The sequence below is a fragment of the Clostridium fungisolvens genome (genome assembly GCF_014193895.1).
Classification (GTDB): domain Bacteria; phylum Bacillota; class Clostridia; order Clostridiales; family Clostridiaceae; genus Clostridium_AR; species Clostridium_AR fungisolvens.
Genome location: NZ_BLZR01000001.1, coordinates 1,291,555 through 1,307,176, shown reverse-complemented (window position 1 = coordinate 1,307,176; position 15,622 = coordinate 1,291,555). Strand labels below are relative to the sequence as shown.

The 15,622-nt window shown below is 30.6% G+C and carries 12 protein-coding genes; 1 reads left to right on the top strand and 11 read right to left on the bottom strand.

What is annotated here, in order from left to right; all coding sequences use genetic code 11:
• Positions 1 to 12: 12 nt before the first annotated feature.
• The 6 genes from bsdtw1_RS05180 to bsdtw1_RS05155 all read right to left on the bottom strand — a co-directional run bounded on the left by bsdtw1_RS05180 (position 13) and on the right by bsdtw1_RS05155 (position 7,030).
• On the bottom strand, positions 13 to 1,965 hold the full coding sequence (locus tag bsdtw1_RS05180; RefSeq protein ID WP_183276543.1) for a V-type ATP synthase subunit I: 1,953 nt from the start codon (positions 1,963 to 1,965) through the stop codon (positions 13 to 15).
• Positions 1,952 to 2,278 carry an ATP synthase subunit B family protein gene (locus bsdtw1_RS05175; protein ID WP_183276542.1) on the bottom strand — a complete coding sequence of 109 codons (327 nt, stop codon included), beginning with the start codon at positions 2,276 to 2,278 and terminating at the stop codon, positions 1,952 to 1,954. Before bsdtw1_RS05175 ends, bsdtw1_RS05180 begins: the two co-directional genes overlap by 14 nt.
• Before the next feature lie 389 nt (positions 2,279 to 2,667).
• Positions 2,668 to 4,347 (bottom strand): B12-binding domain-containing radical SAM protein, encoded by a 1,680-nt coding sequence (locus bsdtw1_RS05170; protein WP_183276541.1) that lies wholly within the window; start codon positions 4,345 to 4,347, stop codon positions 2,668 to 2,670.
• Positions 4,304 to 4,852 carry a hypothetical protein gene (locus bsdtw1_RS05165; protein ID WP_183276540.1) on the bottom strand — a complete coding sequence of 183 codons (549 nt, stop codon included), beginning with the start codon at positions 4,850 to 4,852 and terminating at the stop codon, positions 4,304 to 4,306. Before bsdtw1_RS05165 ends, bsdtw1_RS05170 begins: the two co-directional genes overlap by 44 nt.
• Positions 4,853 to 4,976: 124 nt before the next feature.
• Complete coding sequence (locus tag bsdtw1_RS05160) at positions 4,977 to 5,702, bottom strand: zinc dependent phospholipase C family protein (protein ID WP_183276539.1); 726 nt, start codon at positions 5,700 to 5,702, stop codon at positions 4,977 to 4,979.
• Positions 5,703 to 5,758: 56 nt separating this feature from the next.
• A complete protein-coding gene (locus tag bsdtw1_RS05155) occupies positions 5,759 to 7,030 on the bottom strand; it encodes a PQQ-dependent sugar dehydrogenase family protein (protein WP_183276538.1) in 1,272 nt (423 codons plus the stop codon).
• Between the two features lie 127 nt (positions 7,031 to 7,157).
• On the opposite strand from bsdtw1_RS05155, the gene spoVB reads away from it, so the two are divergent.
• A complete protein-coding gene (gene spoVB, locus bsdtw1_RS05150; RefSeq protein WP_183276537.1) occupies positions 7,158 to 8,654 on the top strand; it encodes a stage V sporulation protein B in 1,497 nt (498 codons plus the stop codon).
• 188 nt (positions 8,655 to 8,842) lie between these two features.
• Here the strand turns inward: spoVB and bsdtw1_RS05145 are convergent, their stop codons facing one another.
• The 5 genes from bsdtw1_RS05145 to bsdtw1_RS05125 all read right to left on the bottom strand — a co-directional run bounded on the left by bsdtw1_RS05145 (position 8,843) and on the right by bsdtw1_RS05125 (position 15,503).
• Positions 8,843 to 10,453, bottom strand: a complete 1,611-nt coding sequence (locus bsdtw1_RS05145) for a putative polysaccharide biosynthesis protein (RefSeq protein ID WP_183276536.1) — start codon at positions 10,451 to 10,453, stop codon at positions 8,843 to 8,845.
• 13 nt (positions 10,454 to 10,466) lie between these two features.
• Positions 10,467 to 11,432, bottom strand: coding sequence for an RluA family pseudouridine synthase (locus tag bsdtw1_RS05140; RefSeq protein WP_183276535.1), 966 nt, complete (start codon positions 11,430 to 11,432; stop codon positions 10,467 to 10,469).
• A 49-nt stretch (positions 11,433 to 11,481) separates the two neighbouring features.
• Positions 11,482 to 12,675: a M20 metallopeptidase family protein gene (locus bsdtw1_RS05135; RefSeq protein ID WP_183276534.1), complete on the bottom strand. Its 1,194-nt coding sequence runs from the start codon at positions 12,673 to 12,675 to the stop codon at positions 11,482 to 11,484.
• Positions 12,676 to 12,687: 12 nt separating this feature from the next.
• On the bottom strand, positions 12,688 to 14,682 hold the full coding sequence (locus tag bsdtw1_RS05130; RefSeq protein ID WP_183276533.1) for a cell division protein FtsA: 1,995 nt from the start codon (positions 14,680 to 14,682) through the stop codon (positions 12,688 to 12,690).
• A gap of 344 nt (positions 14,683 to 15,026) precedes the next feature.
• Positions 15,027 to 15,503 carry a hypothetical protein gene (locus bsdtw1_RS05125; protein ID WP_183276532.1) on the bottom strand — a complete coding sequence of 159 codons (477 nt, stop codon included), beginning with the start codon at positions 15,501 to 15,503 and terminating at the stop codon, positions 15,027 to 15,029.
• Positions 15,504 to 15,622 lie beyond the last annotated feature (119 nt).

Genomic DNA, 15,622 nt, shown 5'->3' with positions numbered 1-15,622 from the left:
TATATCCTCCTATTATTTCGTAATTTTTATATATTTATCTGAAAGCTTATATGGAGTAAACTTCTTTCCTCCGCCTTCATAAAACTTACTGAAAAACTCTAGATACTGAAGTCTTGCAGCATGTACATATGACCCAAGTGCGTTGATTAGTAAATTAAAAGTGTGTAATCCTATAAAAAGAAAGGGTGCCGCAATATATTTAAACGGTGCAGGGAATAAACTTATTATGAGATTTAAAGCATTAGCTATAAATCCTGTGGCGAGTCCTAATGCCAATAATCTAGAATAAGAAACTATATCACCTAAGTAACCAGTTATTCCATACACTCCATATATGCCCCATCCTATCTTTCCCCCAATGGTTGGAGCAGTTCTGCCTTGAGTCACTACCAGTCCTACTAGACCTACTACCAACATTACTATTCCTAGTTTTCCACCTACACCTAATATAGCTAAGAAAGCTCCAATAAGGGTAACATACCAAGTAAGGACATCATATATAGCATCCTTTATGTTTCCTGCTTTTATAAACATATAACCTTTAATTCCAAGCCCAATAAATATGTGGACAACTCCAAAAGCTAAAGAAAGAATAAATATCTGAGATATATTTCCTGTGCTATCAAGTAGTTTTGGTGGAACCACTCCAAAGTAACTCGGTAAGTCACCAAACCACCCTCCGTAAATTGCTCCCCATATAACTGTTGATATTCCTGCAAACAAAAACATCTTATAGTTTTTTCTTTTTTCCTTATCTTTTGATTTATATAAAGCAAAAGCTGCTGCTGCAATTATAACTAATCCATATCCAGCATCAGAAAGCATCATTCCAAAGAATATAAAGTAAAATATAGATAATATAGGGGTTGGATCTATTTCCGAATATTTAGGCAGGCTATACATTTCTATTACGCCTTCAAAGGAAGATGCAAAGCCATTATTTCTAAGCTTTATTGGAACTTCTTCTCCTTCCTCTTCTTTTACCTCTTCAAATTCTATAAAATATTTCTCACCTACAGTTTCTTCAATTGCTCTTATAAGTTCATTATTGTTCTCTGCTAAATTCCATCCACACATTGCTATGACACTTTTAGTTTTTAGAAAATTGTTAGAAGCTTCAAGTCTTGTTACTAAATTAGTAAAATATTCATATGCCTCTATGAGTTTTTCCCTCTCAGTTCCATACTTTTCTATGGAAGCCTTTATAGAATTCTTTTCTTCTTTAAGCTTAGATATTTTAGAAGCACTTTCATCAATACAATGCTGAGGGGTTTTATCTATGTCCACATCAAACGAAGTGAATCCATATCTTTTTAGTATTTCATCAGCATTTTTAAGTTCACTATGATGAAGAACTATAAATAAGTACAAGTCTTGATTGTCCCTATTTATAATTTCTACATATGAGTATTTTAATTCTCTTTCTAAATCAGTTAACACACTACTCTCATACTGTTTAGCTAATGTTCCAAGAATTGCACTGGAATATTTAAATTTCATAAGTTCCGATGTTGAAACATCTAAGTTTCTCCATCCACTTAACTCCGAAATCTCACCCTCTATTTTTGTCATTTCATTATTTAATTTATTTAAAGCTTGTTCTTTTGATTTAAGCTCCTCATATACTTCATTCCAATTGTTACTTTCTATACTTTCTTCTAAATCTCTTAAGGAAATTTCTTTTTTATCATCTAGCATTGAAAGCATTGATTTTTTTTCAGGAGAAAACTCATTAATAAAATCTAGAGAAAATTTAATCTTCATAAGATTATCTTCATAAGTTGAATATTTTTCTCCTGCATCATCCTTCCAAAGCTTCTTTTGATCGACCTCTTCATTAAAGTCATCATCCTCTTGAAGATTAATGAACTGAACTCCTTGGAAGCTTTGAAGTGTGCTTAAAAGCTTCTCTTTCTCTGATTCAAAAGAGAGTAGGGTAAATTTATTCATTTTAACTATTGCCATGAATATTCACAATCCTCTCAATTATTAATTTTATTGCACTTCCTCTTTTGTCTTGATCTAATTTATTTATTATATGGATTTCATTAATGCCTCTTATTGTAATTGGTTCTGAATCTTTTAATGCCTCATCGGTTGCCCTCTCTAGAATTTTCTCAGCATCTAACTTACTCTGTTCTATTATATTATTATATTGTTCCTGCCCAGAAGTCATTGCATTATCAATCATTTCTTTACTTTTAGAATTGGCACTATTTATAATACCTTCAGCCTTAGCTTCAGCATTTTTTATTTCATTCACTATTTCTATAGCCAAAATATCACCCCTTTTCCATAAACCAAATTATACCTTAATACTTTATACAGTATTCAATAACGCTTTTAATATAGATTGTACCATTTTTTCAGTTACTTTTCAACCGTTAACTACTTATGTCTTATATTGTATACATTACTACTTGAGTTATATATTTTTTAAATTTTTCATTAATATTTAAAATACAGCTGCAACCTTCTACTTAACCCAGTAATACTATAAAAATAAAAATTTGCTTAAGCGAATTTCCTAAAGAATAAAAAAAGATATCCAACCATTAATAACTTAATCTTATGATTGGATATCCATGTAAAATTACAAAACTTCGGTTATATTTAATTTTATTTTTTGATTAATTTTAGCACAGTGCTTTATCAGCACTTTATTTTTTATAATATGTTATTTAAAACTTTTATATTCTCTTCATTATCTAAATCAAATAATAGGTAATTTTGCGACATAATCAATTTACCCATTTCTATATATTGCATTATATCTAGATTAAATTTTTCTATATGAGATCTTTTAAAATCATAAGAATCTTTTAATTTTTCCTTTATGATTCTTTCTTCTTCCTTGGTTATATCTCTATTTAAAAATTCAGGTAACCACTTCTTTTTGTTGTACTTTAAATAATCATATTTTATTATATCTTTTAATTCTTCAGTATTCTCGCCATTAAACTTATAATTATTAAAATCTACAAAAACTCTATAGTATTCTGTATTTCCTATATTTATATTAAAGTATCCTCTTTCATGAAAATAACTTCCCATTGCATAATAAAAGTCAAAAGGAGTTTCAAACTTATTCAAAAAGTATTTTAATACGGTATTAAACTTTTGAGAATTATAATATTTATCAACAATTTCTTCTACCTTCTTTAATTCTAAAAGCTCTTCGTAACTTATATCTTTTGAACTTAGTATTTCATATGGGGCATACGGAGCATAAACAATCCCCCACTTTTCCGCCTCATCTCTCATAGAAGATCCTTTAAGAAGCTTTAAGAACCCAAGTTGTATTTCATCCGGTCTTATGGAGTGTACATCATTGAAAGAATTTTTAAAGGAATTAAAATCTTCACCTGGAAGTCCAGCAATCAAATCAAGATGCTGTTTTACATTGTGGCCCTCGGCTATTCCTACAACTTTATCCTTTATTGTTTCAAATCCAACATACCTATTAATATTATTTAGTACTTCATTATTAGTTGTTTGTACTCCAACTTCTAATTGAATTCTTCCCTTAGGAGCTTTATTTAAAAGTTTTATTTCGTCATCTCTTAAAAGATCTGCTGAAATCTCGAAGTGGAAGGTTGTTTTAGTATCTTGTTCTATTAAAAATTCCCATATTTCCTTAACAAAATCATGATTACAATTAAAGGTTCTATCAACGAATTTAACTAATCTTACTTTTTCATCAATGAAAAACTTTAATTCTTTCTTTACTCTTTCTATATCTAAAAACCTAACTCCATTAGCCGTTGAGGATAAGCAGTATTTGCATTTAAAAGGACATCCTCTTGATGCTTCATAATAAACTATTTTATTATGTATTTCTTTATCCCCTTCTTTATATGGAAATCTTAGATCATTCATATTCATCTGAGGTCTTAATCCATTAAATATTACTTTTTCTTCTCTTTTATAATAAAGCCCTCTAATTGAAGCTATCTCTCTTAATCCCAGTTTATACTCTACAAATTCTCTAAAGCTATCTTCACCTTCACCGGATATGACATACTCACCGTTACAATCTTTTAGAAAATTTTCACTATCATATGAAACTTCAGGTCCTCCATATAATATTTCTATATCTTTATCTACTAACTTTATAAGATTTGCAAGCTTATTTATATACTCCATATTCCAAATATAACAAGAAAATGCTACTACATCAGCTTTTTCTAATATGATTTGTTCTAGTATTATTTCTATCCTATCGTTGATGCTAAATTCTCTAATCTTGCATTCACATGGCAAATCCTCAGTGTATGCTTTCAAATACCTTATAGCTAAATTGCTATGAATGTATTTTGAATTTACTCCTGTTAATAATATTTTCATCACTTGTTCTTTCCCTTCTTTTTGCTTTTACAAAGTAAATTTTATCATAAAAATCAACTTTTTCTATTTCAAAATAACTTTCCGCAGCTTTTTTTATAAATTCTACATTAAATTGATTTATTGGATTCATATCTCTATACTTAAATTCTTTAGTTTTATCCCCTGGAAGTAAAACTTTTATATTAGCGTTTACTATTTCTTTTGCCTTCTTATCATAATCCCATATATAGAGATATCCGTCATCTTTAATTAGATTCCATATATGTTTTATTATCTCACGTCTTCCGCTATTACTCCATATCTTTCCCATAGTAAAAAAAAGTACTGCTCCGTCATAAAATATTGCTTCTTTTTCGCTTAAAATCTCTCTATCATCAAAATAATCCACAGAAATCTCATCTTCCATATTCTTTTTCAAATTATATATTATCCCGTAGTTTTCTTTTCCTATATCCAATAAATCCCCGTCAAGGCTTATTTCTCTCATATCCAAAATATATTCCATAAAATTACTCCCTTGTAAATATTGTCTTGCACACTATTTACTATTCTACATAAAAAAAAGAATTCCTCTATACCACGGAATTCTTTTCCAACTAAGTAATTCTATCTTTTAACTTACATTATCTTTATAAATCTTTTTCCTTATCATACCTTACAATTATATTATCATAATAATATAAAAGATACCCAGCTGTAGTGATCTGAGCTTCCTTTAGTATTTCACTAGTGACTTTAAAATATCTTTGCTCTGTATCTTCAATATTTAAATATTTATTATGAACTTCATTTGAAAATTTTGCATTATTTTTAATAAATTCTTCTACACTGTTATATTTCTTTGTACCACTACTTACTCCAAAATTATGGTGTTTAAACAACCTATCGATAATCCAAAGTTCAAATTTTCTATGACTCTTTAAAAGTCTGTTATTAACATGGTGTGGGACAGTCATATCTTGAATTAAGTGTGCAGATGCTCCAAGAAAAAACAGTCCTTTATGTTCTTCCCCATTTTTAATTAGATCTATTGATTCATCATAGTATTTTTGACATTCTACCAATGCATTAGAAAAACCATACAAACCTTTCTCCAGTTCATAATGAAAAAAATGATTAGTGCTTTTAAAATCTTGATCTGCCCAGGTTACTCCATCATTTAACTGTTTTAAATGTTTCTTATAAAACATATGTGCATCTTCATAACCATCATTTTTTAATATTTCTATTGCCTGTATATTTATATATTTATGAACCACACAGTGGGTTTTTATTGCTACTTTCTTAATAGGATTTACAGCTACCATTACTCTACGGGCCATTTTTCCATAAGTTTTTTCCATACGTTTCCCCATAACTTTCTCCTCGCTTTTATACGTAAAAAAATCTAATTAATTTTAAGCTATTTCTGTTATTTCTTAATTTTCGTTAGAGTTAGAACCATTATTAATATTATTACACAAAGAGAAAAAAACATTATATTTCTATATCCACCTATTAAATTTTTCTCTTGTTTTTTTAACTCATACATTATTCCATTTCTTTTATCCAATATATATATTGATTGTTTAACCAGTTTTATATCTTTTAATTCAATATTATCATTAAACTTCAATATTTTTTTGTTTAATCCATTGTTATCTAAATTATAAAGGCTAGTTTCATGTTTATCATAAAAAAACATAGAATCTTTTTCTTTTATGGCTCCCGCACGATCCACTGCTAAACCATATATTGAACCAGCATTACTATGAACATAAAACGGAGCTGGAGGGTTTAGCATAGGCAACTTGCTTAAAATCATCTTTACTGATTTACCATTTTCATCAGTAAATTTAGGAGAATTTAACGGGTCACCTCCGCTATAATCTGGCCATCCATACCATATATCTTTTTTTAATTCATAAATATAATCAGTATCCCCTAGTACTGCTCTTAGTCCATTATTTTTAATTCCTCCAACTATAGCCATTAGAGATCCAGCGGAATTATAGTCCCATCCTTCAATATTTCTAATACCGGATGAGAACAATTGAATTTTTTTATTTTTTATATCATAGCTTATAACGCATGCATTCCCAATAACACTTTCTTTTATCACTTGTCCATTTTTAGTTTTAATTCCATAACTAGAGAAACTTCCTGTATTATCTTGTCCGTAGTTTATCCCTCTCAAAGTAAGTTCTATAGGTGAAATATCCGGGATAGACTTCTTATCACTAACTACCCCTGAATTAGTAGCCGCACTTATTGAAATAAATATAGTATTATCTCGTGCTATAATACTATATTTGCCTATATCATTATTTCTTGGAAGATTACTTATTAATATATCTTTTTTCTTACTTTCAAGATCATAACCAATAAGCTTATTATCACTTATATAATATAACTTCTTATCTTCATAAATTATTGATGAAATCTTCAAATCTTTATCTTTTATTATATCTTCACTTTTCCCATCTGTCTTAATTAGTTCTATTCCATTATCAGTTCCTAAGTAAATATTATTTAAACTATCATAGGTAAAACAGTTAGCATCTTTCATCCCCTTAAACTTTATGGATATGCCTATCTCTCTATCTAAACATGTAATATCTGATTTCATTACATTATTAAAGATAAGAGCTGCTCCTATAAGGGATAAAATTATACTAAAAGCAATTAGTATTATTTTCTTCATATATTCCTCCATTATCCAAGCTCCTATGCTAAATATATTTTTACTTAGTACAAATAATGATAAGCAATGAATATTTGTCCACTTTTTTGAATAATTTTTATTATTGAGGCTTAGAGGAGTGATTATATTGGAGCAAAATAGTTTTTATAAGAATTCTATTCTTTTAACTGCAGCCAACCTAACAACTGGAATGTTAGGATTTATATTTTCAATTTATCTTTCGAAGGTATTAGGACCAGAGGGGATGGGACTTTACGGTTTAGTTATGCCTATTTACAATTTATTCATCTGCTTAATGACTGCAGGGGTTGTTGCTGCTATTTCGAAGGTTTCTGCAGTATATTCATCTAAAAATGATTACGGCAATCTATTCAAGACTATACGAACAGTTGCAATGTTCAATTTAATCTGGGCAAGCATAATAGGAATATTAGTTTTTTTAGCTGCACCTGCTATAGGTGGATATTGGGTAAAGGATGCTAGAACTATAAATGCAATACAGGTAACTTGTCCTGCAATGATTTTTATTGCATTATCTAACATATTAAAAGGATATTTTTATGGCAGTTCAAAAATAGTTATGCCTGCCTTTATAGACATATTAGAAAAGGGAATAAGGATTTTTGTTATAGCTCTTTTGATTTATTTTTTTAGAGTAAACTCTCTTTCTTCTTTAGTTACAGTTGCTTATATATCTTTATGTATAGGTGAGTTCCAAAGCTTAGCTTTATTATTTATATATTACAAAGCTATAACTAGAAAAATACCTGTAATACCAGCAAAAAAAGAAGGACGAGCCCAATTATTATTTGATGTTTTAGTAGTATCTGTTCCTCTTTGTATTACTGGATTTTTAACAAGTATATTCTATACAATGTCAGCGCTAATTGTACCAAGAAGACTTGTGCAAGCAGGCTTTGAATATAGCACTGCACTGTCTATGATAGGAAAATATGGTGGAATGGCTTTAACCATAGTAACTTTTCCTCTCATTATAATACAATCATTAAACACGCTAATTATACCTGATTTATCTCAATCTATGAACAAAAAGGACTATTATTCTGCCACCCGTAGAATAAGACAAGTTGTACGATTAGTATTTCTACTTGGTATATGCACAACAATCGTATGTACCTTAATACCAACCTCTTTAGGTCAAATGTTTTTTCAAAGAAATGATCTAGGTTCCTATATAAAAATAGCAGGATTTTGTACGCCTATCTCTTTTACAGCTGCTACCATGTTTGGTATATTAAATGGACTAAGTAAACAAAATGCCATATTAAGAAATTCTATAATCACTGAGATAATAGAACTTATATGTTTATATGTACTCACTGGTATTCCATCTATTAATGTTTATGGCTATGCAATAACAGCTTTCATAGTTTCAACCTTAAGTTTGATATTAAATCTATACGAAGTTAATAAAGTTATTGATATAAATATATCTTTTGGAGAAGTAATTATATATATATTAATTGGTATTTTAACTTTCTATCTTCTAACAGTTTTAATGCCTTTCTTATCAGGTATAAATCTAATAATAAGAAATATAGTGCTTATTGTTTCATGTTTCTCATTTTTTATATTTGTTTCCTTAAAATTAAAGTTAGAGTGATTTAATATTTACGTGTTTTAATTGGCTCCGATTAACTGTATGTATATATGTTATTTAATAAAGGAAAAACTTCCAAGATAATATCAGGAAAATCTTAAATAATATTCAAAAAAACATTAAAGAATTCATAAAAAATTACGATAAGTAAAGGGATGAGGAAAACCTCATCCCTTTACTTATTTATCAATCTATCTAAGACGTCTTTTTAAAAATCTTGGTAGTAATCTAGATACTTTTGGTGACATAGAATCGATCTCGGCTTTTGTTATTCCTCCTATGGATATCATTGTATATAAATATACAATTCCACCACATACTATGGCAATAAATAAAATTATTGAATTAACTATTCTTCCTTCACCTAAATAAGTGTTCATTATTCCGAATACAGATATTTTTAAAACAAATATAACTGCAGTCATAGCTAGAGAACTTAATATAGGCTTAGATGCTACCTTAAGTAAAGAAAATTTAAACTTAAGAGTTTTACACATCTTTCTATGATTCAACACCATCGGTACAAAGAAACATAGAATTCCGCCAACAACTGCACCTTTTACATTAATGTCTCTGTATCCTATTAAAATATAGTTAGATGCTATTTTTAATACTATACCTACACACAAAGAACCAACTACAAAATAAAACTTATTTACTGCTTGTAGAATTGTATTTTGTATTTGAACTATAGCCATAAAAATAACCACCACTGATCCATATACCATAAGCTCATATCCAGTAGTCTTACCAAAAAGCACTTTATATATCTCTGCACTCAAAATAGCTAGTCCAAACGCCGCTGGAATTGCTATATCATAGCTTATTCTTATTGCAAACAATATACTTTCCTTCATGCTCTTCTTATCTTTAGCTACTAATGCTCTAACTATAGCTGGCATTACTGCTGTAGCTAATGCGGTTATAATCGTTAATGGAACATATAAAAGGGTTTTATAGTATCCTAGGATTCCATATAGAACATTCCCTTGATCTTTTGTAAATCCCGCATAGGATAGTCTCGCAGTAACATTAAACATATCAACCAAAGCTCCAAAATTTTGAAGACCTGCGCTTAATGCTATCGGAAATCCATAGGTCACAAGCTTCTTTATTATTGTTTTGGTTCTTATTCTCTTGATATCCTTATCTTTATTAATTACTTGCTTATCAATTCTCTCAACTGCTGCTATGTAAATTAGATAAACTATTGCTATAAAAGCTCCTAAAGAAGTTCCGACGGTTCCTCCTGCACTTCCTTTTTCAACTCCGTACTTTACGAAAATAAATGCGAATAACAAACTTACTGCCACATTCATAAACTGCTCGACTACTTGAGATACAGCTAATGGCCCCATAAGCCTTCTTCCTTGAAAATAACCTCTGTAGGCACATAAAACAGATGTTAACGCTATAGCAGGTGCTAAAGTTATAAGTCCTATAAATATGTCTGGATTACCACTTTTTTGAGCTATAAACTTAGCACTGGCTATAAGTACAAGTGTAATTCCAGTTCCAAACAGAAGTAACAATGTTCTTGCTAATCTAAAGGTTCTCTGAGCATCTCTATGATTTTCAACTGCTGAAAGCTCAGATATATATTTTGCTATTGCTGTCTGCATTCCGAGATTTAATACAGCATAAAGAAAGGTAAAGACCTCATAGGTCTTTTGATATATACCATAACCTCCAGTTCCAATTATCCCTTGAAGCAAAGGTACATATAGCAAAGACAAAAGCTTTGCTAATATGCCTGCTAATGAAAGTATGGCAAATCCTTTACTGGTTGATTGCTCTTTCATAATATACCCCTAACTAAATAACAAATTTAAATACGTCCTTTTTCACCTTTTTAAACATAGGAGGAAGACCTTCAGCTATAGTTTTATTATTTAAATAGCTGAACTTTTCTGGTACATCCCTAAATATAACCTTATATGCATATAAAAATTGATAATTAAGTCCAAATTTGTTTTCAAAGAAATTATTTAGCTTTTTGTCACCGTATTTAGGATCGCCTATAATAGGATTATTCAAATGTGCTAAATGAGCTCTTAGTTGATGACTTCTACCTGTAATTAGTTCTAATTCTATAAGTGAATATGCACCATTACTTTGGATAGTCTTAACATCCATAGCTATTTCCTTAGTATCTGGAACATATTTATCATATACTGTTGCAGTGTTATTTTCATCATCCTTAGATATATATGCTTCATATTTACCGTCTTTGATTCTACCTCTAACTAGAGCAGTATAGTACTTTTGTATTTTTCTTTCTCTTATCATTTCATTAAGAAGCTTTAAAGATTCGAAGTTCTTTCCAAAAAACACTATTCCAGAAGTATTTCTGTCTAGTCTATTGCATGGAGCTGGTGTAAAGGTAAGTTCCTTTTCTGGAGTATAATCTCCCTTTTTATGAAGATATGATAAAACATAATCATTAAGAGTTGGCTCTCCATCCTTTTTATCAGAATGCACCAACACTCCTGGCCATTTTTCTACCAAAAGCATATTTTCATCTTCATAAGTTATCTTTAAAGACTTCGGATCTACTAACTGGAACTTTTCAGTCTTATCCTTCTTGGAATCTATATATTTTATCTCTATTAAATCTCCAACTTGAAGTGAATACTTCTCTTTCTCCTTTTTTCCATTGACTTTAACATCGCCTTTTCTTAGTGCTCTAAATATAGCACTTAGTGGAACATCCTTTAAAAGCTTTCTAAGAAATTTATCCAATCTTTGACCTGCTTCATTTGTTCCTATTTCTATTCTCACATAATCAACTCCTAATTAAGTTTCTTCCATTGTTTAGCTTAATATTAATTCATTCTCTTGTCAAATAATTAAATACTGACTGACATTGAACAGCTACTCCAATAGATAAGCACTGTTCATCTATATCAAATTTAGCATTATGAATAGGTGCTGTAATTCCTTTTTCAATATTTCCTGCTCCAAGCATAAAGAATGCTGCAGGTCTCTCATTTGCAAAGTAAGCAAAGCTTTCCACCCACATTCTTGGAAGCTGTTGCAACTCAACATTTTCTTCACCTATAGCTTCTTTTGCAGAACTTCTTACAAGCTCTACCATGTTGTCATCATTATATAGACATGGGTAGCTCTCTTCAATATCTATTTCATAGCTTCCCCTCATGGCAGCGCAGATGCCCTTTACTATCTCCTCTAATCTAACCTTAGTATTTTCTCTATCTTCAGAGGACATAGTTCTTATTATACCTTTTAACTCTACCTCATCCGGAATAATATTTTGTGCTGTTCCGCCCTGGATACTACCTATAGTAAGTACTGCTGGGTTAAAAGGAGTTATTTCTCTGCTCACTATAGTCTGAAGCGCTAATACAACTTGTGCCGCAATAACTATAGGATCAACTGCATTGTTTGGAGCCGCTCCATGACCACCTTTTCCTTTTATCTTTATGGTAAAAGGATTTGATGCTGCGTTAACTACTCCATTCTTAATCATTATCTTTCCAGCTTCTAGATCTTCTGTTACATGAAGTCCAAGTACAGCATCCACCTTAGGCTCTTCTAAAACTCCTTCTGCTATCATAACTCTTGAACCGCCAGTAGTTTCTTCTGCTGGTTCAAATAGAAGCTTTACCTTTCCTTTTAAAAGATGCTTATTTTTATTTAAAAGTTTAGCTGCTCCTAGTAATATTGTAGTATGCGCATCATGCCCACAAGCATGCATTTTACCTGGAACCTTAGAACTATATTCGCAACTCTTTTTATCTTGAATAGGAAGTGCATCCATATCACCTCTTAGTGCTATAGTTTCACCTTCCTCTGCCTCAATTGCAGTACCTTCTATTATTCCGCATACACCTGTACCTGCATAAGATTTATAAGGTATCCCTTCCTTATCTAAAAATTCCTTCACTTTATTTGAAGTCCTAAAAACCTCAAAGTCTAATTCAGGATTTTCATGAAAATCTCTTCTTAGTGCTACTAACTCGTCATTTATTGATAAAGCTTCCTTAAAAAAGTCCACCTTCATACATTAGCCCCCTTAGTCCCAAAATACTTCTATTTTATCACCTTCGTTTAACTTATCAGTATAAGCTGCACTTTCTCCATTTAATAGAAGATTAAGCCTGCCTTTTACAGCTGTCAAATCAAACTCAATATAATTGAATATATCTACAAAAACATATTCTTTCTTGCCTTTAAGTTCCTTAGATTCACCATTTGCAAATACCTTAATGGTTATTCCTAAATCCTTTGGTTTATTATACTGTTCAGTAGCAGAATTAGTATTAGTTTTTTCTTCTACTATACATATTCTGTCACCATTTTTTATTTCATATGCCTCGTTTTGCAATTCACCGTTTACATTTAAATTTATTTCATCATCTAAGCTTAATATGTATTTTTTAATTCCTTTTAAAGTTCTTGGATATGTAATCTTCACTTCATCATTATTCTTTATGATAGCATCAATACTTGCCTTCTCTCCATTTATTTCTATCACAGGCTCTACAGTAACAAGCTTATCATTAAAATAACATGTTATATCTTCCAAATCAGTTAAATAATCTATAACTTTAGGTACTGCGTCCTTGCCTTCTTGTGCATACTCAATTGTTATCTTATCTCCATCTATAACTAAATCTTCTAAGGTTGCATCTTCGCCATTTAACCTTATCTTTGCATTAGTTCCCAGCTGTCCAAAGGCCATTCTTTTAGACCCATTGATTGTGAACCTAATATTTTTCCCGTTTTTCCCCATCAAAATCTTAGGATTTATATCAGCATGAAGTAAAACATCCATTACGTTATGCTTATGGGAGTTAAACAAACTTATCAACGTGTCATTTAAAGTAACATCAATGAAATTATGACCTAGACTTTTAATTGATAATAACGCTATACCAAGTACTGTGACTCCAGAACTTCCTGGCGTTAAATCGGTACAAACACAATCAGTTACAGCATCCCGTCCCTTTATACCAATCCTTTGTATAGGTATATTTAACTTTTCACTAATTAATTCCTTTAAATATGGAGTATGAGCCCCACCACCAACTAAAAATACAGCACTCGGTGCCTTAGATCCATTTAAATCAATTATTTTTCTTGAAACTTCTTCTGCTATTTTTTGAACAATAGGCTCAGCTAATTTATAAATTTCTTCACTACTTACAGTATTTTCAAAGCCAATGATATCTGTATAAGCTACTTGTTCTTTTTCTGTAGATTCTTTCTTCATTCTTTCTGCTGTATTAAAATCCACAAGATATGCTTGGGCAATAGCTTCAGTAACTTCGTCTCCTGCTTGAGGAACCATGCCATAAGCAGTTACACTTTCTTTATTACAGATAGCTATATCTGATGTCCCAGCTCCTACATCCACTAGTGCTATGTTTAGAAGTCTTAAGTTTTTAGGAACTACCGCTTCCATGGCTGCAATAGGCTCTAGTGTTAGATTTACAACATTTAAGTTTACCTTATTCATAACAGAATAAAGACTGTCCACTACAGATCTAGGTAAGAAAGTTGAAATTACCTCTACAGCTACATTCTCTCCCTTATGGCCTAAAAGATTCGAAATAACATAGCCATTTAAATAATAATTTTTCACGCTATATCCAACGCAGTATAACTTACCATCTGTCGTCTTATTTATTTCTTCTTCAGCCTTTAATACTGCCGTCATCTCAAGACTTCTTAAGGTGTCTTTTGTTATCTCTTCATCATTTAAGTCCATTTCCCCTTTGCTCTCTACAGTTCTGAGGAATCTACCAGCAGCAGCAATAGCAACTTCTTTTAGTTTAAAACCTAGCTCTTCTTCTAGCTCTCTTTTTACTTGACTAACCCCTGCTGCTACTAAATTTATATCGTGAATCTGTCCATCTATCATGGCTCTTTCATCATGTTCTAAAAATCTTTCACATACAACATGAAACTTTTTATCTTTAACTATTCCCACAGTTGCTTTAATAGTTCTTGTCCCAATATCTAAAGAAAATATGACATCCTGCTCAACAATATTATCTATAATCATATTGACCCCTCTTACGTTAAAATCTAAAGGCTCATATTCTACTGAACATGAGCCTATACTTAATTAAAATTATATTATAAATTTGTCAAGTGAACAACGCTTACTTTTGCTTACTTATAGCAAAGTTTGTTGAAAGTGGCATTTTTAAAGTATATTTTACTAATTATTTATTTTATGGACTCTATTAAAGCACCGTGTTTAAATTAAGTGGATAGTCACCCCATGCTTTAATGAGCCTTCACAAAAAATTAATATGATTTTTATAACACCGTCTACATAACCACCAAATTTCAACAATACTCATAAGCACATACATTTTATAGAAAATAGATTAGCGCTATATTCTATCCTCCAGCGAATTGATTTCCTACTGATTTTTGTATCGTATCCTTAATTTCTTTATTCTCTCCTACATAAATCACAATTATGTTTCCATTCTTATAGATATGAGGGATAGACACCCAATCAACAAATGCACTTCCTACAATAGCCCCATCACTTCTTATTGTCTTTATATCCGCTGCCATCTGATCACTATTTTTATACTCATATACATTAATAAATTCACCATTAATATTTATTGCTGTCTCTTCACCCTTTAAAAGCATACTGCTACTTTTTGTTATAGCTTTGATCTTAATCCCGGCTTTATTTAAGTATTCAATAAATTCCTTGCAGCTTTCAGCCTTAAGTTCTACTATTGTATTTTTTTCAATTGAACCTTTATCAGCTGAATTGTTTGATATAGGCTTTTCTGTAAAACCTATCAGTAAGAGCACTGCAACTGCAAATATACTTACGGGAATTATTACCTTCCTCACAGACATCTCTCCCCTCAAATTTAAATTATCTAATTCTGACTTAAGTTTTTAAAGCTATACATATTAAAAATATATAGTAAAAAGTGCTTTAGTTACTCTAAATTCGGCGATAACATTGA